Source organism: Candidatus Dormiibacter sp. (assembly GCF_050999135.1).
In the GTDB taxonomy this organism is placed as follows: domain Bacteria; phylum Chloroflexota; class Dormibacteria; order Dormibacterales; family Dormibacteraceae; genus Dormiibacter; species Dormiibacter spiritus.
The window spans coordinates 71590-91911 of the sequence record NZ_JBPCPN010000038.1; the positions used below are offsets into that span (position 1 = coordinate 71590).

Annotated in this window: 23 protein-coding genes; 2 read left to right on the forward strand and 21 right to left on the reverse strand. The window is 67.2% G+C overall.

Features of this window, described 5'->3' with window-relative positions:
- Positions 1 to 110: 110 nt before the first annotated feature.
- The 4 genes from prfB to ACR2MZ_RS09910 all read right to left on the reverse strand — a co-directional run bounded on the left by prfB (position 111) and on the right by ACR2MZ_RS09910 (position 5220).
- Positions 111 to 1229, reverse strand: coding sequence for a peptide chain release factor 2 (gene prfB, locus ACR2MZ_RS09895; RefSeq protein ID WP_434004905.1), 1119 nt, complete (start codon positions 1227 to 1229; stop codon positions 111 to 113).
- Complete coding sequence (secA, locus tag ACR2MZ_RS09900; protein ID WP_434004877.1) at positions 1226 to 3883, reverse strand: preprotein translocase subunit SecA; 2658 nt, start codon at positions 3881 to 3883, stop codon at positions 1226 to 1228. Before secA ends, prfB begins: the two co-directional genes overlap by 4 nt.
- Before the next feature lie 130 nt (positions 3884 to 4013).
- Positions 4014 to 4706 (reverse strand): ComF family protein, encoded by a 693-nt coding sequence (locus ACR2MZ_RS09905; protein ID WP_434004878.1) that lies wholly within the window; start codon positions 4704 to 4706, stop codon positions 4014 to 4016.
- Positions 4707 to 4851: 145 nt separating this feature from the next.
- A complete protein-coding gene (locus ACR2MZ_RS09910; RefSeq protein WP_434004879.1) occupies positions 4852 to 5220 on the reverse strand; it encodes a DUF192 domain-containing protein in 369 nt (122 codons plus the stop codon).
- A 24-nt stretch (positions 5221 to 5244) separates the two neighbouring features.
- On the opposite strand from ACR2MZ_RS09910, the gene ACR2MZ_RS09915 reads away from it, so the two are divergent.
- On the forward strand, positions 5245 to 5985 hold the full coding sequence (locus tag ACR2MZ_RS09915) for an alpha/beta fold hydrolase (protein WP_434004880.1): 741 nt from the start codon (positions 5245 to 5247) through the stop codon (positions 5983 to 5985).
- Here the strand turns inward: ACR2MZ_RS09915 and ACR2MZ_RS09920 are convergent.
- From ACR2MZ_RS09920 to ACR2MZ_RS09930, 3 genes are all read right to left on the reverse strand, one after another.
- Positions 5982 to 6125, reverse strand: coding sequence for a hypothetical protein (locus tag ACR2MZ_RS09920; protein ID WP_338181712.1), 144 nt, complete (start codon positions 6123 to 6125; stop codon positions 5982 to 5984). The genes ACR2MZ_RS09915 and ACR2MZ_RS09920 overlap by 4 nt on opposite strands.
- A 67-nt stretch (positions 6126 to 6192) precedes the next feature.
- On the reverse strand, positions 6193 to 7011 hold the full coding sequence (locus tag ACR2MZ_RS09925) for a dolichyl-phosphate beta-glucosyltransferase (RefSeq protein ID WP_434004881.1): 819 nt from the start codon (positions 7009 to 7011) through the stop codon (positions 6193 to 6195).
- Entirely contained in the window at positions 6915 to 7598 is a 684-nt protein-coding gene (locus tag ACR2MZ_RS09930; RefSeq protein ID WP_434004882.1) for a WecB/TagA/CpsF family glycosyltransferase, read from the reverse strand. Before ACR2MZ_RS09930 ends, ACR2MZ_RS09925 begins: the two co-directional genes overlap by 97 nt.
- Positions 7599 to 7933: 335 nt before the next feature.
- On the opposite strand from ACR2MZ_RS09930, the gene ACR2MZ_RS09935 reads away from it, so the two are divergent.
- Positions 7934 to 8710, forward strand: a complete 777-nt coding sequence (locus ACR2MZ_RS09935) for a cyclase family protein (RefSeq protein WP_434004883.1) — start codon at positions 7934 to 7936, stop codon at positions 8708 to 8710.
- Here the strand turns inward: ACR2MZ_RS09935 and ACR2MZ_RS09940 are convergent.
- The 14 genes from ACR2MZ_RS09940 to ACR2MZ_RS10005 all read right to left on the reverse strand — a co-directional run.
- A complete protein-coding gene (locus ACR2MZ_RS09940) occupies positions 8707 to 9648 on the reverse strand; it encodes a polysaccharide deacetylase family protein (RefSeq protein ID WP_434004884.1) in 942 nt (313 codons plus the stop codon). The genes ACR2MZ_RS09935 and ACR2MZ_RS09940 overlap by 4 nt on opposite strands.
- Before the next feature lie 49 nt (positions 9649 to 9697).
- The gene (locus ACR2MZ_RS09945) at positions 9698 to 10486 is read right to left on the reverse strand and encodes a rod shape-determining protein (protein WP_434004885.1); all 789 of its coding nucleotides are present in this window, start codon (positions 10484 to 10486) and stop codon (positions 9698 to 9700) included.
- 12 nt (positions 10487 to 10498) lie between these two features.
- On the reverse strand, positions 10499 to 11800 hold the full coding sequence (gene murA, locus ACR2MZ_RS09950) for a UDP-N-acetylglucosamine 1-carboxyvinyltransferase (RefSeq protein ID WP_434004886.1): 1302 nt from the start codon (positions 11798 to 11800) through the stop codon (positions 10499 to 10501).
- 29 nt (positions 11801 to 11829) lie between these two features.
- Positions 11830 to 12261: an ATP synthase F1 subunit epsilon gene (gene atpC / locus ACR2MZ_RS09955; protein WP_434004887.1), complete on the reverse strand. Its 432-nt coding sequence runs from the start codon at positions 12259 to 12261 to the stop codon at positions 11830 to 11832.
- Between the two features lie 37 nt (positions 12262 to 12298).
- On the reverse strand, positions 12299 to 13741 hold the full coding sequence (gene atpD, locus ACR2MZ_RS09960) for a F0F1 ATP synthase subunit beta (RefSeq protein ID WP_434004888.1): 1443 nt from the start codon (positions 13739 to 13741) through the stop codon (positions 12299 to 12301).
- A gap of 17 nt (positions 13742 to 13758) precedes the next feature.
- Positions 13759 to 14643 carry an ATP synthase F1 subunit gamma gene (gene atpG, locus ACR2MZ_RS09965; protein WP_434004889.1) on the reverse strand — a complete coding sequence of 295 codons (885 nt, stop codon included), beginning with the start codon at positions 14641 to 14643 and terminating at the stop codon, positions 13759 to 13761.
- Between the two features lie 26 nt (positions 14644 to 14669).
- The gene (atpA, locus tag ACR2MZ_RS09970) at positions 14670 to 16184 is read right to left on the reverse strand and encodes a F0F1 ATP synthase subunit alpha (protein ID WP_434004890.1); all 1515 of its coding nucleotides are present in this window, start codon (positions 16182 to 16184) and stop codon (positions 14670 to 14672) included.
- A 30-nt stretch (positions 16185 to 16214) separates the two neighbouring features.
- A complete protein-coding gene (gene atpH / locus ACR2MZ_RS09975) occupies positions 16215 to 16742 on the reverse strand; it encodes an ATP synthase F1 subunit delta (protein WP_434004891.1) in 528 nt (175 codons plus the stop codon).
- Positions 16739 to 17281 (reverse strand): F0F1 ATP synthase subunit B, encoded by a 543-nt coding sequence (atpF, locus tag ACR2MZ_RS09980; protein WP_434004892.1) that lies wholly within the window; start codon positions 17279 to 17281, stop codon positions 16739 to 16741. Before atpF ends, atpH begins: the two co-directional genes overlap by 4 nt.
- 9 nt (positions 17282 to 17290) lie before the next feature.
- Positions 17291 to 17605, reverse strand: coding sequence for an ATP synthase F0 subunit C (atpE, locus tag ACR2MZ_RS09985; RefSeq protein ID WP_434004893.1), 315 nt, complete (start codon positions 17603 to 17605; stop codon positions 17291 to 17293).
- A 25-nt stretch (positions 17606 to 17630) separates the two neighbouring features.
- On the reverse strand, positions 17631 to 18422 hold the full coding sequence (gene atpB / locus ACR2MZ_RS09990; RefSeq protein ID WP_434004894.1) for a F0F1 ATP synthase subunit A: 792 nt from the start codon (positions 18420 to 18422) through the stop codon (positions 17631 to 17633).
- Positions 18419 to 18883 (reverse strand): ATP synthase subunit I, encoded by a 465-nt coding sequence (locus tag ACR2MZ_RS09995; protein WP_434004895.1) that lies wholly within the window; start codon positions 18881 to 18883, stop codon positions 18419 to 18421. The genes atpB and ACR2MZ_RS09995 overlap by 4 nt, the downstream gene beginning before the upstream one ends.
- Complete coding sequence (locus ACR2MZ_RS10000; protein WP_434004896.1) at positions 18880 to 19392, reverse strand: AtpZ/AtpI family protein; 513 nt, start codon at positions 19390 to 19392, stop codon at positions 18880 to 18882. Before ACR2MZ_RS10000 ends, ACR2MZ_RS09995 begins: the two co-directional genes overlap by 4 nt.
- A 31-nt stretch (positions 19393 to 19423) precedes the next feature.
- Positions 19424 to 20322 (reverse strand): MraY family glycosyltransferase (locus tag ACR2MZ_RS10005; protein WP_434004897.1); only part of this gene is annotated, 899 nt, incomplete at its 5' end.

Here is a 20322-nt window from a genome sequence, read left to right on the forward strand (position 1 = left end):
CGCTAAGCGGTGCTACCGACTTTGAGCAGTATAGACCCGGAAAAGAGGCCCGGTCAAATTGCAGCCCACCCGCGAAAGTGCCCCGGCCGCCTCCGCGACGGCGTACCGCGCTAGCCTTCGGCTAGCCGCCAGCGAAGCCAGCCCTCCAGGAAGGGCTCGAGTTGACCGTCCAGAACAGCCTGGGCGTTGCCGACCTCAACGCCCGTCCGCACGTCCTTGACCATTGTGTACGGCTGCAGCACGTAATTGCGAATCTGGCTGCCGAACTCGGCAGGCATCACGTCCCCGCGCAGTTCGTCCCGCTTCTTGGCAGCCTCCTCCTGCTGACGCTGGAAGATCCGCGCCCGGAGGACCTTCATGGCCAGCTCACGATTCTTCAGCTGGGAGCGCTCGTTCTGGCAGGAGACCACTATCCCAGTCGGGAGATGCGTCAGCCGCACTGCCGAGTCGGTCTTGTTGACGTGCTGGCCACCGGCCCCGGTCGAGCGATAGGTGTCGACCCGAAGGTCCTCGGGATTGATCTCCACCTGCGCCTCTTCCCCCTCGGCCAGCTCGGGCATGACCTCCACCAGGGCGAACGAGGTGTGTCGGCGGTGATTCTGGTCGAAAGGCGAGATGCGGACCAGGCGATGTACACCGTGCTCGGCGCGCAGCAGGCCGTACGCTCGGCGGCCGCGGAGAACCAGGGTGGCCCCCTTCAGCCCTGCCTCTTCCCCAGCCGCCGTGTCGATCACCTCCACCTCGCATCCCGGCCGCAGGGTTGACCGCTCCTGGGCCGGCGGCTGCGCCCACTTCATGTACATGCGCATTAAGATCTCAACCCAGTCCTGAGCGTCAACGCCGCCCTGGCCGGCCGAGATGCTGAGCACGGCGTTGTGCCTGGCGTAGGGATCGGCGAAGAGCACCTCCAACTCCAACTGCTGCAGCTCCTGATCGACAGCCAGGCTGTCGACTTTCACCTGCTCCGCCAGCTCTTCGTCCTGACCGGCGAGCTGCGCCAGCTCCTCCAAGTCCTCGGCTCGTCGCTGCAGCTGTTCCCAGACCGTGACTTCGTCGCGCAGCTCGCGAGCTTCTCGGGCAATCCCCCCGGCAGCCTGGGAATCCTCCCAGATGCCGGGCTCGGTCAGCTTGGCCTCGAGCTCCTCAGATCGGCGCCGCTTTTCCGGCAGGTCAAAGATGCTCCTTGAGCTCGAGGATGCGCCGAAGTTGCTCCGCGGGCGTGCGATCAGCGGCCATGACAGCGTTTGTACTTCTTGCCCGAGCCGCACCAGCAGGGCTCGTTGCGGCCGACTTTGACGTTGCCGGCGGGTGTGCCACCGGTTGTGACGCCGTCGTCGGCGACGGCACCGACCGCGGCGCCGACGGGAACCTTTCGTTCGGAGCCGTTGCTGGTTGATCGCCGTTCCGGCGCCGCGACCTGTGGTGGCGGCCTCTCGGGCTCCAACTGCACGCGAAACATGCTGGCGACGACGTCGCCCTGAATCGAAAGGGTCAGCTCGTTGAACATCTTCAGCGCTTCGTTCTTGAACTCGACGAGGGGGTCCTTCTGGGCGTAGGCCTGGAGGCTGATCCCCTCCCGGAAATGCTCCATGGTGGTCAGGAAGTCAACCCACTTGGTGTCGATGGTTCGCAGCATTACGAAGCGCTCCACCTGCCGCACTACTTCCGGATCGCCCAGTTCTGCTTCCTTCTGCTCGTAAACAGCCAGCGCCGCGTCGTAGAGGTAGTTGGCGAGACCGTCCTTGCCCGAGTTCAGAGCCTCGTCGGGAAGCTCCGTTTCAGGTGCGATCGGCATGTAGTGAGACAGGTAGCGCAGCAGCTCCTCCAGATCCCAACGGTCGGGATGCCGCCCCGTGCAGTTCGCCTCCACGCCCCTGTCGATGACCTCGCGCAGGTAGTCGAGGATGTTGGCCCGGGTATCGATGCCGCTCAGTACCTTCTCGCGCTCGGCGTAGATCAGCTCCCGCTGCGTGTTCATCACGTCGTCGTATTCGACGACGTGCTTGCGAGCGTCGAAGTTCATGCCCTCCACGCGCCGTTGAGCGCGCTCGATGGAGCTGGTCACCCAGCCGTGTTCGATGCGGTCTCCCTCGAGCCTGTCCATCAACCTGCCTATGCGGTCGGCCGCCGGCCCGAAGACCTGCATCAGCTGGTCGTCCAGGGAGATAAAGAAGCGCGTCGAGCCCGGGTCGCCCTGCCGTCCGGCTCGGCCGCGCAGCTGGTTGTCGATGCGCCGGCTCTCATGCCGCTCGGTGCCGACGATATGCAGTCCGCCCAACGCTTGCACGCCGTCGCCGAGCACTATGTCGGTGCCGCGACCCGCCATGTTGGTGGCGATCGTGACAGCCCTCTGCTGGCCGGCCTCGGCCACGATGCTCGCCTCACGCTCGTGCTGCTTGGCGTTGAGGACGTTGTGCTTGACGCCCTTCTTCTGCAGCAGGCGGGCGAGCCGCTCTGATTTGTCGACGGAGACCGTGCCCACCAGCACCGGCCGGCCCAATTCATTCATCTCCACAATCTCATCGATGACTGCGGCGAACTTGGAGTCCTCGTCGCGATAGATGACGTCCGCCTCGTCAAGCCTGATGAGGGGCCGGTTGGTGGGGATCTCCACGACTGTGAGCCGGTAGATCTTGTCGAATTCCTCCGCCTCAGTGATTGCGGTGCCCGTCATCCCGGCAAGCTTGTCGTAGAGCCGGAAGTAATTCTGCAAAGTGATCGTCGCGAGCGTGCGCATCTCCTGCTGGACTTTGAGGCCCTCCTTGGCCTCCACCGCCTGGTGCAGCCCGTCTGACCAACGCCGCCCTGGCATCGTCCGGCCGGTGAACTCGTCCACTATCACCACCTCCCCGTTCAAAACGAGGTAGTGGTCCTCCCGGTGATAGAGAGCCTTCGCTTTCAACGCCTGGTTGAGCTGGTGGGCTTCGACTGCCTGCTCCAGGTCGTAAATGTTCTTGATTCCGGTCAGGCGCTGAATTTTGGCGATGCCCTCTTCGGTCAGCGAGGCTGACTTGTACTTGAGCTCGACTATGTAGTCGACGTCTTTTTCCAGCTTGGCCGCATAGCGCGCGTACTGGTAATACTTGTCGGTCGATTCGGCGGCGGGGGCCGAGATGATGAGAGGCGTCCGAGCCTCGTCGATCAGGATTGAGTCGACCTCGTCCACTATGCCGTAGTGGAGCTTGCGCTGAACCCGCTGGCTCAGATCGGTAGCCATGTTGTCGCGGAGATAATCGAACCCGAACTGGTTGTTGGTGCCGTATGTGATGTCGCAGCGGTAGGCCTCCTGCCGGCCGGAAGGCCGGAGGTGGCGCAGTCGCGGATCCGAGTGGTCCGGATCCGCGTAGTCAGGGTCGTACACGAAGGACCCGTTGGGCTGGTGCGGGTCGCCGACGATGACGCCTGTGCTGAGACCCATGCCGTGATAGACAGGCGCCATCCAGCCCGCGTCGCGCCGGGCCAGGTAGTCGTTGGCGGTGACCAGATGAACGCCTTCCCCGGAAAGGGCGTTCAGAGCCAGCGGCAGCGTGGCCACCAGCGTCTTGCCTTCACCTGTCTTCATCTCCGCGATCTTGCCGTGGTGGAGAACGATGCCGCCCACGATCTGGACGTCGAAGTGTCGCATGCCGATGGTGCGCTGAGCGAGCACCCTGGTCAGGGCGAAGGACTCCTCCAGAAGATCTTCCAGGGACTCATCCTGAGCGCGGCTCCGCAGCAGCTCGGCCCGGGCCTTGAGCTCGGCGTCGCTGAGCGGCTTCAGCTCGTCTTCGATCTCACCAATCCGCTCAGCTGTGCGCAGGTGGTGGCGGATTTCCCGCTCATTCGGGTTGAAGACACCACCGAAGAGCCTCATCAGGCTGCCCACCTCGGGCTCGGCAGGCATCTAGGCAGGCGGAGCTGAGCTGCTGGGGGCTGGCTCCGGACCGCGCTCGAGGCCCTGGTCCGGCCGGGGACCGCGACCTTCACTGAAGGGATGATACCCATGGCCCTCGTGGCCCAAGCCGAACTGAACTTCAGACATCCACCCGCGCCAACGTGACGGCCGTCACCTGACCGGCGCCGCCCGCCTTCAGCGCGGCTGCACAGCTCTCCAGTGTCGCCCCGGTGGTGGCCACATCATCCACGAGCAGAATCGCAGCCCCGGCCAGGCGCGGTCCCTGCCATTGGAATGCGCCATCGACGTTGCCGCGCCGGCGCAGCCTGTCCAGACCGACCTGCGGCGGCGTATCCCGCACCCGGATCAGCCGGCCGGCAGGCCGCGGCAGCCGCAGCCGGTGCCGAAGCTCGCCGACCAGCAATTCCGCCTGGTTGTAGCCGCGCTGGCGGAGCCGACGCGGATGCAGCGGCACCGGTACAAGCTGCGTCTCGGGGCGTACCCCAACCTCGCGGCCAACCGCTTCGGCCAGCAACCCGGCCAGCGCGGGTGACAGCGCCTGCCAGCCGGCGTACTTGAAACGGTGAATGGCCCGCTCCAACGGCCCCTCGTAGGCGGCGACAGAGCGCAGGCGCGACAGGCAGCGCAGGCGCGCCCGGCAGCCGCAGCTGATGCCTGCATGCTCCAGCTCCCGGCCGCAGCGACGGCAGAGGGGCTCCTCCAGTCGGCGCACGCGGTCCCTGCAGCCGGCGCACAGCCAGGCACCCACCGCGCCGCAGCCGCCACAGCGGGGCGGCAGCAGCCAGTCGAGCAGGCGACTCCAACCTGCCATGTCGACGACGCTGCCACGTCCGAGCCCGCCTTGTCAGCCGAGGCGGTGAAGATCGGCCGCACTCGAGCGGAGGCAGGGCGCCCACTCAGAGCGATCGACAGCTCAGCGACGCGCAGGTCTTGCTGACTGGGCGGCAGACCTCGCCTCAGACGGGTTCGATGCTGAATTGCTCGCCTCGCTCCAGGGGCAAGCCGGAAAGTGAGCCGGCAGGCAGCTCGACCACGCTGCGGCTGCCCGCCACGAAGGGCACGACGCGCCAGGGCCTAAGGCCGCCACGGGCCGACACCAAGCGCTGGGCTCGATCGAGGAAGATGGCATCGAGCGGAAAGCGGACGCCGAACATGTGGATGCCATTGCAGGGCTGGATCCACATCCCCTGCCCGGCGGGGAGAGCGGGCCTGAACATCAGGCCCAGGCCGCGCCCCACAAACGTGCGCGGCACCAGCAGGCGCTCCGCCAGGACGCGCCCGGACGGCACGTGCCGAAGCCGGAGAATCTGCTCAGTTCGCGCCATCTCGCCTAAGCTACTGCGACCTCAGTGCCTGAATTTATCTCCGCCGGAGTCCGGCTTCACTACGCGCTCGCAGGACCAGCCGACGGCAGACCCATAGTGCTGGGCCATGGCTTCTGCAGCGACTACTCGCTCAACTGGAGAGGCACTCGCTGGCAGGAGACACTGACCGGCGCCGGCTTCCACGTGATAGGCCTTGACAGCCGCGGTCATGGCGCTTCGGCGAAACCGCATGACCCGGCCGCGTACAGTCGCCCGGAGATGGCGGCGGATGTGACGCGTCTGCTGGACGAGCTCGGCCTCCAGGCGGCCGACTACCTCGGCTACTCGATGGGCGCGCGCATCGGGTTGGAGCTGCTGCAGCGCTTTCCCGAGCGCGTCCGCCGGGCGGTTCTCGGGGGGTTGAATAGCTCGGACGACTTTGAGCGCGCTCGGCTGATCGCCCGCCGCTTTCGGGGGGATGGCGCGGTCACCGACCCGGTGGCAGTCTCCTTCTTCTCATTCGCTTCGGCCCGGCCGGTGAATGATCTCGAGGCTCTGGCCTGCTGCATCCTGGGCGACCAGCCACCGCTCCAGGAGGTCGCTCTGCGCCGCATAGCCGTAAAGGCTCTGCTCGTCGCAGGTGATCGCGATCCCCTAGCGGCTGAGGCCGAGTCAATCGCTGCCCTGATACCCAATGCCAGCTATGTCGAGCTGCAGGGCCGCGACCACATGAGCTCAGTACCTGCCCGGGCCTTCAAGGAGGCCGCGCTGGCGTTTCTCAGCTAGAGCTGGAGCGCTTCGGCGGTGCCGCGAAGCGTCTGGACGATCTGGCCGCCCAGCGTGTACCAGATGAGCGCCAGGGCAAGCAGAGTGAGAAGCGCCAGCAGCCAGTAGTCGACCAGCTTGGGCTTCGGCTCCTGACTCACGCTTGGCAAGCCTACTGAAGCCACCGGCAGAGGCAGTCGGCCTCTTCCCGCCTGGCCGGGCGCTGGCTCAGCTCCGGCCGACGCTGCCCAGTCTCAGCCGCGCCAGGTCCCAGAGCATCCGGCCGCCGTCGCGCAGGGGGGAAACGCTGCTGGCGTCGGAGTTCAGCCAGCGCACCCCTACCTCGGTCACGCGGTAGCGGGAGCGCCGAGCGCGGAGCAGGATCTCGATATCGAAAGCAAAGCGATCGATCTCCAGCTGACTGAAGAGTTGCCGGGCGGTCTCGCCCCGGAAGAGCTTGAAACCGCACTGCGTGTCACGCAGGCCGGGCAGAAGCGTCACCCGCACCAGGCGGTTGAACGCTTTCCCCAGCAGCCGGCGGTGGAAGGGCTGGTCGATCTCCCGGGCGCCCGGCACAGCGCGGGAAGCGATAGCGATATCGGCGCCATCGGCGATCGCTCGTTCTAACTTCGACAGCTCCTCGATGGGCATCGAGGCATCGGCATCGAAGAGCAGCACCAGAGTGCCTCGGCTGAAATGAACGCCCTCGGCCGACGCCCGACCTTTGCCCCGATTGCGCGGCAGGGTCTTGACTCGGACCTGCGGATAGTCGCCAGCCAAGCGTCGCAGCAATGCGCCGGTACCGTCGGAGCTGCCATCGTCGACGAGGATGACCTCGAAAGGCCGGCCGCGCTCCAGAAGCCACCGAGAGACCCCTGCCACCGAAGCGGGCAGCCGTCGCATCTCATTGAAGCAGGGGACCACCACGCTGAGATCCGGGGCCTGACCGCTCAGGCTTGCTGCCTCCGCGCCACCGCCAGCGCAAACACCGGTAGAACCCACATACGGCGGATGCGCCAGGGCTGGAGCAGCAGTCGCCAGAACCACTCCAGGTGCACCCTGCGTACAGGTTCGGGCGCCCGCCTAACGCGGCCGGCGAGAAAGTCGAAAGTGCCGCCCACGCCGATGGCCACCGGCACTCGCAGCCTTTCTCGATTGCGCTCCACCCAAAGCTCCTGGCGAGGATGCCCGTAGCCGACCAGCAGGACGTCTGGCTGCGCCATCTCGATGCGCCGCAGGCTTTCCAAGTCGTCCGCCGGGAGCGGCGAGCCGGCGTGCACGCCTGCCACCTGCAGCCTCGGATAGCGCTGCTGCAGCCGTCTCGCTGCCTCTGCCCCGACGCCGGGCAGCGCGCCCAGCAAGAAAGGCCGCCAGCCGCGCCGCGCACAAAGCTCAGCCAGCGCCGGCACCAGGTCGCTGCCTGCCACGCGCTCCTGCTTGTCGGCGCCCTGGCGGCGCAGAGCCCAGACCAGCCCTATGCCGTCTGGCACGCACAGGGCTGAGCGCTCCAGCACCTGGCGGAATGCCGGATCGCGGCGGGCGCGCATGATGAACTCGGGGTTGGCTGTCGCCACGAGCCCCACGGGCCCCCGAGCCTCGATCAGGCGCTCGACGACTGCCAGCGCTTCAGCCATGTCCACGCAGTCGACTCGGATTCCGAGTACGCGCTTGGATTCCACAGCTATATCATCGCCAGCGGATGCACGCGGGCGCCGGCATCCAAGCCGCTGGCGGCGCCTGCGCAATGGAAGCTTTCCACTGATGCATGAGCAGTCGGCCGTAGCATCGACCAGAACTGTGAGCTCGCCTGAGTCCCGATTCACCGGTCCGCCGCGAGAGAATTGGGGTCCAGGCGCGCCAGGTGGTGATTCGGCGCCGAGGACCGGAGGGAGCGCACCCAAAGGTGCGTGAGCGAGGACCGCAGAAGTCCGGGGCGCCAGCTGGTGCGCCTGGGCGCCAAGGCTCCGCGGTGGGTCGGTGGATCGGGACTCAGGCCAATCGGCGCCTGTTCGATCTAGAGCAGCCCCGGCGAAAGGAGGCTCCCATCCACCCCTCCCACCAGCCACCCGGCTACTCCTACCTGCTTCATCGGCGCCACGCGCCGGGCCCCGAGCGGCGCACCTCCGCGTCAGGGGTGATGACCGCGAGCGAGCACTCGGGAACGCATATCGACGCCCTCTGCCACCAGGCCTGGGACGGACGCCTGCATGGCGGCGCGGATGCGGTCGCCGCGCAGGGCAGCTTTGGCTTCTCGCTGCTTGGCGCGGAAGCGATGGCCCCGATCCTGACTCGGGGCTGGCTCATCGACCTGGGTTTGGTGGCCGAGCCCGGCTGGATCTCGCTCGAGAGGGTGCGCCGGGCGGCCTCAGAGCAAACTGTCGAGCCTGCGCCTGGCGACGTGGTGCTGATCCGCACTGCCAACGGAGCGAATTGGCAGGAGCCTCAGCGCTACCTTCGCGGTCCCGGGATGGCGCCGGCCGTGTCCAGCTGGCTGGCCGAGCTTCGACCGCGAGCAGTCGGCGCCGACAACCTGGCTTGGGACTGGCTCGAACCCGATCCGGCGTACGGCACGCTGCCGGGCCACACGATCCTGCTGGTGCAGCACGGCATTCACATCTTGGAGAACCTCTACCTGGAGGAGCTGGCCGCTGCCGGCGTCAGGAGCTTCACGTTCGTCTGCCTGCCGCTGAAGCTGGTGGGAGCCACTGGCTCGCCCGTCCGGCCAATCGCTTTACTCGAAAGCTAGCCAGTGGGCGAGGACGCCTGCACTGTGGGGTCGAGCGGCCCCAGATTCTGCGCGAAGCGGGTCAGCGGCTCTTGCCCCTCGACCCTTACCCTGGGCCAGGCAAAGCGGCTGGCCGCGCTCTCGGCTGCCCCTTGCTCGGTGGTCGTGGCGGTGTCGAAGCCGGCTGCCTGGACAGCCTTTTCCACTGCGGGATTGTGACGACCCGAGGGGTAGCTGAAGTCCAGCACCGGGTGGTTGACTATGTGCTCCAACGAGGCCTTGCCGTCCACCAGCTCATGAACGAGGTCGGCAGCCGCGACGATTGTCAAGTCCACATGGGTCACCGTGTGGGCCCCGACCTCGACGCCTGCGCGGTCGAGCTCAGCCACCTGCTCTGCGGTGACGTAGCCAGGCCTGCCCAAGAAGCCGCTCACAAGATAGGCGACAGCGGTGAAGTGGTGTTCCCGTAACACCGGCCACGCTGTCGAATAGAAGTCGGCGTAGCCGTCATCGAACGTGAGCACGACGGACCGGGCGGGCAGGGTGCCGAGGTTGGCAAGATAGGCGCTGACATCCCTCAATGTCACGGGGCGATAGCCGTTCTGCGCCAGCCAGTCCATCTGGGCCCGAAAGTCATCAGGCGTAACTGAGAGGTCGTAGCCCACCGTCCGGGGCGGTTCCCTGGGCACGCGGATGTAGTGGTACATGAGGACGGGCACATGCAGCTGGGAACGGCCTGGCTCGACGATCTCAGAGGCGGCTGGCTTACCGCCCGGCGGCGCGCTGGGCAAAGTCGCAGGCAAGCTCACCGAAGTGCTGGGGTGCTGGGCGGCGACCCGGTTGGTTTGCCCACCCTGCCAGCGTGCGAAAAGACTCATTCGGCCGGAAGCCACGACGGCCAGGACGAGGACCAGCGCCAGCGCTGCGGCCGCCCGCAGCCGCCAGACTTGGGGAAGCATGGCTAGTGTCGCCTTGTGAGAACGGCTGAGCGCACCACCTGCAGCCTACTCAAATGAATGACCGGGAGCGCATCAGGGGGGGCAGGGCGTCGGGCAGCCCGGCTGCCCCTCGGACGGCGCAGGTGAGCGGCTCTGGCGGAACGCGCACGGGCAGTGCCGTCCAGCCGGACAACTCGGCTGCGAGGTGCGGCCACCGCCACAGGTCGCCAGCCAGATGAAATCCCCGCTCGCGGGCCTGCTGGGTCTGCCTGTCAGTCAGGCCGGAGTGGACTTCCTGGAGCATGGTCGCCAGCTGCCGGGTCGGGCTCTTTCCCACCGGCCTGCCGGTCTGCCAGGCAGCAGCCCCCAACTGCGCGGCGCCGTCCAGTACAGCTACCTCGGCGCCCCTCCCGTGCACGTGGATCACCGTCTCCAGATCGCCTCTGCCCAGCTGCAGACCGACCCCAACGGCCGCCGCTAAGGGGCCATCGACCAGCCAGCACTGGCCAGCGCCGGCTGCCACCGCAGCTCCACTTATCCGCACAGCGGCGGCTGCAGGTAGCTGACCCTGCAGGCAGATGCCCAAGGCCGGGCGGAAGGGCCAGCGGAGACCGACGAAGCGATCCAGCACGTGTTCGACCACGAGGCTGAGCGTGATCAGCTCCGGCTGGGTCCAGCCGCCGCCCAGAACCTGCGCCTCGATTGAGCCCTCGGCGGGCTCCTCGCCCAAGCCCAACAGCGCCCCTGTCCGGCGCTCGAAGAGCGCGACGCCCGGTTGATCGAGCACCAGGCCTGTACCGTCCAGCCAGACCCGCACCCGGTCCGGGCTGACCTGCAAGCCCAGGCGGCGGCCAAGCATCCTAACCGGGACTCATACTGGCTCGACGCCTTGACTGGCGGCTGGGACCGCTGCCGGCCGCCGCTCCAAGTCGGCGCCCAGCGCTACGAACTTCTCCACCAGGTCCTCATAGCCCCTGTCCAGGTGCCAGGCCTGCTCGATGGCGCTGACACCCTGAGCGCACAGGGCGGCGATGACCAGCGCCGCCCCCGAGCGGATGTCGGAGACCCCCACCGTCGCCCCCTGCAGTTGGCGCGGCCCCGTCACGAGCGCATCCCGGCCGTGGATCTCGATGCTGGCGCCCATGCGGTTCAACTCGGTGGCGTGTTGAAAGCGGTTTTCAAAGATGTACTCGGAGATGACACAGCTTCCCTGCGCCTGCGTCATGAGCGCCATGTACTGAGCCTGGAGGTCGGTTGGAAAGCCGGGATGGACCCACGTGCCCATGTCGACGGCCCGCAGCGCCTGGGCCGGGTCGCGCCGAACCCGCAGCGTCCGATTGCGCTGCTCGAGCTGAACGCCCACCTCCTCCAGCTTGAGCAGCGTCTGCTCCAGATCCTCGTTCGGGCATTCATCGATGGTCACATCCCCGCCTGCGGCGGCGGCGGCGATGGCATACGTACCCGCCTCCAGGTAGTCCGGGACTACCTGATGCTCAGTCCCTCGCATCCGCCGGCCGCCGTAGATCACTATCTGGTCGGTGCCGGCGCCCCGCACGTCGGCGCCCATCTTGTTGAGCAGGCGGCAGAGGTCTTGGACGTGGGGTTCGCGAGCCGCGTTGAAAATCTCCGTGCGACCTTCGGCGAGAGTTGCAGCCATCACCAGGCTCTCGGTGCCCGTGACTGTGGGCAGGTCCAACACGACCCGCGCTCCCTTGAGCCGGCCCTCGCTGCGGGCGATTATCTCGTGCTCAGTTTCCTCGACCCGGGCTCCCATCGCCCGGAATCCGCGCAGGTGCTGCTCCACGCGGCGGGCGCCGATCTGGTCTCCTCCCGGCCGCGTGAGGTGTGCCTCGCCCGTTCGCGCCAGCAGGGGGCCCAGCAGCACTATGGACGCGCGCATCCGCTGCGCCATCTGGGCGGGGACTCGATCGGTGACCTGCGTGGCCTGGAGGGTGATGCGTCCCTCACCGTCAAGCGTCGAACGGCCACCCACTGCCTGCACGATCTCCGCCATCAGCGCCGTGTCGAGAATCCGCGGCACATTGCGCAGGTGGAGTGGCTCAGGAGTGAGCAGCGCCGCCGCCATGATGGCGAGGGCTGCGTTCTTGGAGCCGGCCACCTGCACGCGCCCGCGCAGGCGGCGACCGCCGGTGATCAGAAGCTGGGCAGCCACCATCCCATCACACCAGGGATCGGCCCGCCTCAGCCCCGCTGGCTGCGAGACCTGGCCAAACGCAGGCGGGCTTCGGCCACCTCCAGGATCAGAGCGATGTTCGACTCCTCTTCCGGGCTGAGCTGACCCTGGGTCTGCAAACGCTCCTGCGCCCGGCGCCGGGCTTCTTCAGCCTTCTGCTCGTCGATCTCGTCGGTCCGCTCAGCCTCATCGGCGAGAACCGTCACGCGGTCGGGCAGCACCTCGAGAAAGCCGCCTCCGACGAACAGCGAGGTCTCCTCCCCCCCGTTGCGGATCCGAAGCTCGCCGGGGCGCAGTGAGGTCAGCAACGGCGAGTGCCGAGGCATGATGCCAAGTTCACCCTCGGCTCCCTGGCAGACGAGGAACGGCCGGCCCTCGCCGTCCACCTCGCCCTCGAAGAGGGAGCGCTCGATGCTGACGACTCGCAGCTCTACTGGCACGCCAGAGTCCCGGACACTACGGTCCTGGCGCGGGACACTAGCTTGCCTGGCTCAGGCGCTCGGCCTGCTCGCGTGCCTCGTCGATGGTGCCGACGAGATAGAAGGCCTGTTCGGGGAGGTCGTCATGCTTCCCCTCCAAGATCTCGTTGAAGCCACGCACAGTCTCCTTGACAGGCACGAAGCGGCCCTCCCGACCTGTGAAGCGCTGCGCGACGAAGAAAGGCTGGGAGAGGAAGCGCTGGGTCTTGCGGGCGCGGGCCACTGTCAGCTTGTCGTCCTCGGAGAGTTCCTCCATGCCCAGAATTGCGATGATGTCCTGCAGCTCCTTGTAGCGCTGCATAGTGCGCTTCACGCCCTGAGCCGCGTCGTAGTGTTCCTGACCCACCACCAGCGGGTCAAGGAAACGGCTGGTCGAGTCGAGCGGCGACACGGCAGGATAGATCCCGATCTCCGTCAAGGCGCGATCCAGGCTGACCACCGCACCGAGGTGAGCAAAGGTGGTCTGGATGGCGGGGTCGGTCATGTCGTCGGCCGGCACGTAAATCGCCTGCACCGAGGTGATCGAGCCCTTGTCGGTGCTGGTGATGCGCTCCTGTAGGGCGCCCATCTCTGTCGCCAGCGTGGGCTGGTAACCGACGGCGGAGGGCATCCTGCCCAGGAGCGCTGAAACCTCCGAGCCCGCCAGCATGTAGCGGAAGATGTTGTCGATGAACATGAGGACGTCGGCGCCCTCCTCGTCACGGAAGAACTCGGCCATGGTCAGGCCGGTCAGCGCTATGCGGGCCCGAGCGCCTGGAGGCTCGTTCATCTGACCGAAGACCAGCGTGGTCTTGTCCAGCACCTCGGCCTCGCGCATCTCTTCGTACATGTCGGCGCCCTCGCGCGTGCGCTCGCCCACGCCGGCAAAAACTGAGCGACCCTGGTGCTCGTGAGCGATGTTGCGGATCAGCTCCTGCACAATCACCGTCTTGCCCACGCCGGCACCGCCGAAGAGGCCGATCTTGGAGCCCTTGGTGAAGGTGCACATGAGATCGATGACCTTGATCCCCGTCTCCAGGATGTCGACCTCGGTCCGCTGCTCCGCGAGCGAGGGCGCTGCTCGGTGGATCGGCCAGAGCGCCATGCCCTCCGGCGTGGGCTTGCCGTCGATCGGTTCGCCGATCACGTTGAACATTCGACCGAGCGTCTCGACGCCGACGGGTACTGAGATGGCACTGCCTGTGGCCCTGACCTTATCGCCCCGGCGGATGCCGTCGGAGGAGTCCATGGCAATACAGCGCACAGCGTTGTCACCCAGCTCCTGCTGCACCTCCATCACCACCTGGCCGCCGTCCTCGCGCTCCACAATGACCGCATCCAGCAGCTGAGGCAGCTCGCCGGCCGGGAACTCGGCGTCCACCACAGCGCCGATGACCTGGCTGACCTTGCCGGTCGCCTGCGAGTGAGTCGCCTCCTGGTGCTGTTCTACCGTCTGCGCCAATGTATGCCTCCTCTTAGTTACGCGGTCGCGGCGCGTAGCGCTTCCGCACCGCCCACGATGTCCATCAGCTCGGCGGTGATGGTCGCCTGACGCACCTTGTTGGCGGTGAGAGTCAGGGATTTGATCAGATCGCCTGCTGCATTGGTGGCGCTCTGCATGGCTACCATGCGAGCCGCGTGCTCGCTCGCCTGGTTCTCCAGGAGAGCTTGGTAAACCTGGGTTTCCACATATCGGGGCAGGAGTGCGTCCAGGACCGACTCCGGATCGGGCTCATAGATGTAGTCCCCGCTCAGTCGGTGCTGTTCCCCCTCTCGCGCCTCGCGCTCCGGCAGCTCGACGGTGACAAGGCGGCGCACGGTCGGCTCCTGCCGCATGGTGGAGGCGAAGCGCGAATAGACGAGATAGATCTGATCGACGTTGCCCTGCCGGTACTCGTCCAGTGCGGCGCTGACGGCCGGCAGCACCTCCCCGATAGGCGCTCGATCCGGTAGCCCGCTCACCTCCGCCACCACGTGCCGGCGCATCCGGAGCAGAAGGTCGCGGCCCTTGCGCCCGATGGTGACGAAGCTGGCATCGCCGGCGGTGTTCTCGCGCAGGTGTCGGTTGACGGCGCGCATTACGTTGGAATTGAGCCCGCCTGCCAGGCCCCGGTCTGAAGTGATGACTATGTAAAGCCGGTTGTCGCCTTCGCGCCGGTCCAAGAACGGATGGCGGTACTCGCTTGCGTGCTCTGTAGTCGTCTGCAGGACCTCCAGCATCTTGGCCGCGTAGGGGCGCGTCCGCTCGACAGCTTGCTGGGCGCGCCGCAGCTTGGTTGCCGAGACCACCTGCAGTGCCTTGGTGATCTTCTGCATGTTCTGACGGCTCTTGATGCGACGTCGGATGTCGCGTAGCGAGGCCATTAGGGAGTCGTCACTGCTTTAGACAACTAGGCTTCCACACCTGACTGACGGTTGAAGGCATCGATGGTTTCCTTGACCTTGGCCTCGACGTCCTCATCCCACTTCCTATCGGTCTCGATGCTGTCGACAAACGTCTTTCGCTCTGCGAGGAGGAAGCGGCTGAAACCGTTCTTCCACTCGCGAACCTTGTCCACTGGCACCTTGTCCAGGAAGCCCCGGGTGCCCGCGTAGATGATGCACACCTGAACGCCCGTATGAACCGGCTCAAACTGCTTCTGGACCAGCAGCTGCGTGAGCCGCTGGCCTCGGTCCAGCTGGCGCCGCGTGTTGGCGTCCAGGTCAGAGGCGAACTGGGAGAAAGCGGCCAGCTCGCGGAACTGCGCCAGGTCCGACTTCATCTGACCTGCCACCTTGTTCATGGACCGGATCTGCGCGTCCCCGCCCACCCGGGAGACTGAGAGGCCGACGGAGATTGCGGGCCGCTGGCCCGAGTTGAAAAGATCCGCCTCCAGATAGATCTGGCCGTCGGTGATGGAGATCACGTTGGTGGGGATGTAGGCCGACACGTCGCCCGCCTTGGTCTCGATCACCGGCAGGGCGGTGAGGGAGCCTGCGCCACGGTCGTCGCTGAGCTTGGCCGCCCGCTCGAGCAGGCGGCTGTGGAGGTAGAACACGTCGCCCGGGTAGGCCTCACGGCCCGGGGGCCGGCGAAGGAGCAGGGAGAGCTGGCGGTAGGCCTCGGCCTGCTTTGACAGGTCGTCGTAGACGATGAGGGCGTGCTCGCCGTTCTCCATCCAGTGGGTGCCCATGGCCGAGCCCGAGTAGGGCGCCAGGTACTTGAAGGGGGCGGGGTCGGCGGCGGGAGCGCTGACCACGACGGTGTAGTCCATGGCCCCGGCCTCTTCGAGGGTGGCCACCACCTCGGCCACGGTGGAGCCCTTCTGGCCGATGGCGACGTAGATGCACTTCACCCCCTGGCCCTTCTGGTTGATGATGGTGTCGACGGCCACCGCCGTCTTGCCCGTCTTGCGGTCGCCGATGATCAGCTCGCGCTGGCCACGGCCGATGGGCGTCATGGCGTCGATCGACTTGATGCCCGTCTGGAGGGGCTGTTTCACCGGCTGGCGCTGGATGATGCCGGGGGCCTGCACCTCGAGGCGACGGCTCTCGGAGGTGTTGATGGGGCCCCTGCCGTCGATGGGCTGGCCGAGGGAGTCGACGACCCGGCCGAGCAGGGCGTCGCCCACGGGCACCGACAGGATGCGTCCGGTGGCGGTGGCCGACTGGCCCTCCGCGATGTGCTCGACGCTGCCGAGGACCACGGCGCCGATGGAGCCCTCGTCGAGGTTGAGGGCCAGGCCCAACGTGCCACCCTCGAACTCGAGCAGTTCGTTGACGGCGGTGTTGGGCAGGCCCGAGATGCGGGCGATGCCGTCACCGACCTCGGTGATGCGACCGACCTGCTGCTTCTCGAGGCTGGGGGAGAAGCCCTCAAGGCGCTTGCGGAGGACCGCGGCGATGTCGTCGGACGAAATGGTCATCTGGTCGGTCATGGGTCTCCCTGGCGGGGGCTACAGGCTCTCGCGCAGCAGTTCGAGGCGGTGGCGGACGGTGCCGTCGATCACGGTGTCGCCCACCTTGGCGGACAGGCCACCGAGGACGGCCGGGTCGACGACCACCTTGACCTCCACCTGCTTGCCCAGGTTGGAGGACAGGGCGTGGGCCAGCCTGCGGCGCTGGTCGTCGTCGAGGGGAATGGAGGAGCGCACTTCGGCCACGACCTGGCGGCGGGCGGCGGCGGCCCGCTCGACCACCAGGTCGATGATGGCGGGCAGCTCGCGGGCCCGGCCGGCGCCGACCACGAAAGCCCCGAGTGTGGACGTGAGGGGCAGGGCCCGGCCCCCGAGGAGGTCTTCGACAATGCCCTGGCGCCGCTCGGGCGGCAGGGCATCGTCGGTGATGGTCGTGCGCAGCTCGTTGGAACTGTCGAGCACGCGCGCGAAGCGGAAGAGCTGGTCCTCGACCTCGTCGAGGACGCCCTCGGCCCGGGCCACCTCGAAGATGGCCGTGGCGTAGCCGTCAACGAGAGCGTCGGTCAATTCGCCGCCTCGGTCTGGCGGATGAAGTTCTCGATCAGGGCCAGGTTGGTCTGGCGGTCGAGGCTGCGCTCGACGACCTTCTCGGCCAGGTCGACCGACAGGGTCGCGACCCGCGACTGCAGGTCGGCCTTGGCCCGCTCGACCTGGGCGGAGATGTCCTCCTGGGCCCGGGACTTGATGTCGGCGACCTCGGCCTCGGCCTGGCGCTTGAGGTCCTGTCGGAGCTTGTCGGCGGCCTGACGGGCCTCCTCGATGATGCGGGCCCCCTCGCTCTTGGCGTCGGCCAGCTGGCGGCGGTAGTCGTCGAGGATCTCCTGGGCCTCCGAGCGGGTGCTCTCGGCCTCGTCGAGGCTGGACTTGATCTTGGCCGCCCTGGCATCCATGCCCTTCTTGATGGCCGGATAGCCGAACTTGGCGATCAGGACGAAGAGGACGAGGAACGACAGCACGGCCCAGACCATCTCGTTGCCCGACGGCAGGATGGGGTTGGTGGTCTTCTTCTTCTCGGCCGCCTGGGCGAGGATGAAGGCGAAGTTCACGGCCGCCTCCTAGGTGAACTTCAACAGGATGAAGACCACGAACCCGATCAGGGCCAAGGCTTCGGTGAAGGCGATGCCGAGGAACATGGTGGTGCGCACCATGCCGGCGGCTTCGGGTTGACGGGCCATGGCGGTGAGGGCGTTGCCCACCACGATGCCGATGCCGATTCCGGGGCCGATGGCGGCGGCGCCGTAGCCGATACCGGCGCCGACAGCGCCGAGTCCTTTGAGGACCTCGTCAGCGGCCGGTCCCTGTGCTGCCTGGGCAAGAATTCCGAGCACTACTCCTCCTAGCTTTCGCGCGAGCCGGTGGCCCGTGCGCATTTCCGGTGTTCGAACGGACTGGACATCAGTGTTCGGGGTGCATGGCACCGCCGACGTAGACGGCGGTGAGGATGGTGAAGATGAAGGCCTGCAGACCGGCCACGAGGATCTCGAAGGCGGTGAGCAGGATCAGCATCACGAAGGGCAGCGGCAGGATCACCGCGAGGAAGGTCTTGGTGAACAGGGCGGCGGACAGCACCGCGAAGGTCACCAGGAGCAGGTGGCCGGCCAGCATGTTGGCGAAGAGCCGGACGGCCAGTGAGAACGGCCGCACGATGATGGTGGAGATGAACTCGATGGGAACGACCAGGATCAGCAGGCCGGCGGGCACCCCGGGCGGGATGAGCATCGACTTGAAGTAGCCGCCCAGGCCCTGGCTCTTGATGCCGACCCAGTTGAACATGGCCCACACCATGAGGGCCATCACCAGAGGCAGGGCCATCCGGGCGTTCACCGGGAACTGGATGAACGGGATGACCTCGAAGATGTTGGTCACAAAGATGAAGAAGAACATGGTGACCAGGAACGACGTCCAGCCCAGCCCCTCGGGCCCCATGGTCTGCAGGATGATGTCGTTGCGCACGAACTCGACGCCCATCTCCACGATGTTCTGGCTGCCCGCCGGCACCAGTCCCGCCTCGGTCTTGGCCCGCCGCCCGGCCACGGTGAACAGGGCGAAGACGATGATCACCGCCAGGATCATCAAAAGGACGGGCTTGTTGATGGCAAGAGGCGTGCCCTTGAAGGCCACCGCCTTCCAGTCGACCAGCTCCTCGATGGGCGGGAACGCGAGGGTGCCGAGGAAGGGCACGATCATCCTTTCACCGGCTTGAGCCCCGGAAAGGCGAGGGACATGGACACGTGGCGAGCCTCCCAGACGAGCAGCCCCAGATGGGTGATCACGATGGTGAAGCCGAGGGGCACGAGCTCGACCCACCACTGGCCCTTCACAAGCAGCACGGCGGCGGTGATCAGCGCCAGGCGGACCACGAAACCGGCCATAGCCACGGTGACGAGCATGCCGATGCCGATGCGGGCCGACCACCCGAGCAGGGCGGCGGACAGGGCGAAGTTCCCGAGGACGAGGGCGATGGCGTAGCCGGCCGACAAAGCGCCGCCGAGACCCCAGAACACGGCGGCGATGGCCACCATGACGGGCACCGCGGGCAGGGACCGGCGGATCATGTCGTTGGCCACCCGGCGCTCCACGTCGGGCGTACCCGGAGGAGCGGCCAGCGAGGTGCGCACCTGGGGCTCGAGCGGGCTGGGGGCCGTCACGACGCCACCTGCTGACGGGCGTGTCGCCGGCGTTGACGGCCGGCGGGGCCGCCGATGCCGACGACCGGGGGGGCCGAGGCGGTGCGGCCGAAGGCGGTGGGAGCGGCTGTGGGAGCGGCGGCGGGCCGTCCGGCCCAGTCGGGCGACCAAGGCCCTTCGGTCTCGTGCAGCTTCATCCGAACCGTGTAGGCCGCGAACTGGCGCACCGAGAGCCCGGCCACGGCGAGGAGCACGAACACTATGGTCAGCACGGGGAGCAGCCCCAGCCAGCGGTCGAGGCCGTAGCCGATGGCCCCGAAGACGGCGGGGGTGACGGCCAGCTCGAAGCCCAGGGCCAGCCCGTTGCCGAAACCGTTGTAGAGATCCTGGCGCTCGGCCAGCTCAGCGGGGTTGAGGGCGCGCCTCCAGCGGGACGCGTCGGAGCCCTGTCTGCGCTTACCTTCGTTCTCGCACTGCTCCAACCTGTGCCCCTTGAGCCTGCCCGCGTCGATGCCGTCGCAAGACGCCATCCGCCGTCGGCGGTGTGAATCTGGGCGCAACTTACGGGACAGCACGCGGGGGCCGCAAGTGTCGGGCTTCCGACGTCCCGTTCGGCGACGCCGGAGTGGCGGGGTGGCGGCCCACCACGGGCCGGCGATGGGGGCGGTCGGCAGGCGGCGGAACCCACGGTGCCTCCTGGTCGAACACGCCCGCCCGAGGGGACTGGCGCACCATGGGATGGAAGAACGTGTAGAGGAGCACGCCCAGGCCGGCCACGAGGAAGGGCACGATGGCGTTGCCCTGGTTGGTGAAGGTGGGGACGAGCACGACCCCGGACAACACGGCCGTCCAGGCCCACAGGATCAGTACCGACCGGCGGGGTCCGTGACCCATCTCCATGAGGCGGTGGTGGAGGTGGGCCTTGTCGGCCTCGGCGACCGATGCCCGGCTGACCGCCCGGCGCAGGATGGCGAACCCGGTGTCGGCGATGGGCACGCCCAGGATGAAGAACGGGATGAACAAGGGGGCGAAGAAGAAGTAGGTCTGCCCGCTGAACTGGTCGGCGGTGCGTCCCCCGACCGAGATGGTGGCCGCCGCCATGAGCAGGCCCAGCAGCAGGGCGCCGCCATCGCCCATGAACACCTTGGCGGGCGAGAAGTTGTGGGGGAGGAAGCCCACGCACACCCCACAGGTGATGACCATGATCAGCGAGGCCATGTTCTCGGGCTCGAGCAGCCCCGCTCCCGAGAGCCGGTTGGCGTAGATGAACAGGGCGAAGGCGGCGATGCCCACCACGCCGGCGGCCAGGCCGTCGAGGCCGTCGATGAGGTTCACGGCGTTGGCCATCCCGACCACCCACAGCACGGTCACGAGGAAGGCCAGGTCGGGCGACAGCACCACGAAGTCGGCGAAGGGGATCCGGAAGAAGAACATGGTGACCCCGGCCAGGGCCAGCACCG

Coding starts and splice junctions, on each gene's coding strand:
- secA (WP_434004877.1), bottom strand. CDS start 3,883: ATGCCTGCCGAGCCCGAGGTGGGCAGCCTGATGAGGCTCTTCGGTGGT.
- ACR2MZ_RS09905 (WP_434004878.1), bottom strand. CDS start 4,706: ATGGCAGGTTGGAGTCGCCTGCTCGACTGGCTGCTGCCGCCCCGCTGT.
- ACR2MZ_RS09910 (WP_434004879.1), bottom strand. CDS start 5,220: ATGGCGCGAACTGAGCAGATTCTCCGGCTTCGGCACGTGCCGTCCGGG.
- ACR2MZ_RS09930 (WP_434004882.1), bottom strand. CDS start 7,598: ATGGCTGAAGCGCTGGCAGTCGTCGAGCGCCTGATCGAGGCTCGGGGG.
- ACR2MZ_RS09940 (WP_434004884.1), bottom strand. CDS start 9,648: ATGCTTCCCCAAGTCTGGCGGCTGCGGGCGGCCGCAGCGCTGGCGCTG.
- ACR2MZ_RS09945 (WP_434004885.1), bottom strand. CDS start 10,486: ATGCTTGGCCGCCGCCTGGGCTTGCAGGTCAGCCCGGACCGGGTGCGG.
- atpG (WP_434004889.1), bottom strand. CDS start 14,643: ATGGCCTCGCTACGCGACATCCGACGTCGCATCAAGAGCCGTCAGAAC.
- atpA (WP_434004890.1), bottom strand. CDS start 16,184: ATGACCATTTCGTCCGACGACATCGCCGCGGTCCTCCGCAAGCGCCTT.
- atpE (WP_434004893.1), bottom strand. CDS start 17,605: ATGCGCACGGGCCACCGGCTCGCGCGAAAGCTAGGAGGAGTAGTGCTC.
- atpB (WP_434004894.1), bottom strand. CDS start 18,422: ATGATCGTGCCCTTCCTCGGCACCCTCGCGTTCCCGCCCATCGAGGAG.
- ACR2MZ_RS10000 (WP_434004896.1), bottom strand. CDS start 19,392: ATGGCGTCTTGCGACGGCATCGACGCGGGCAGGCTCAAGGGGCACAGG.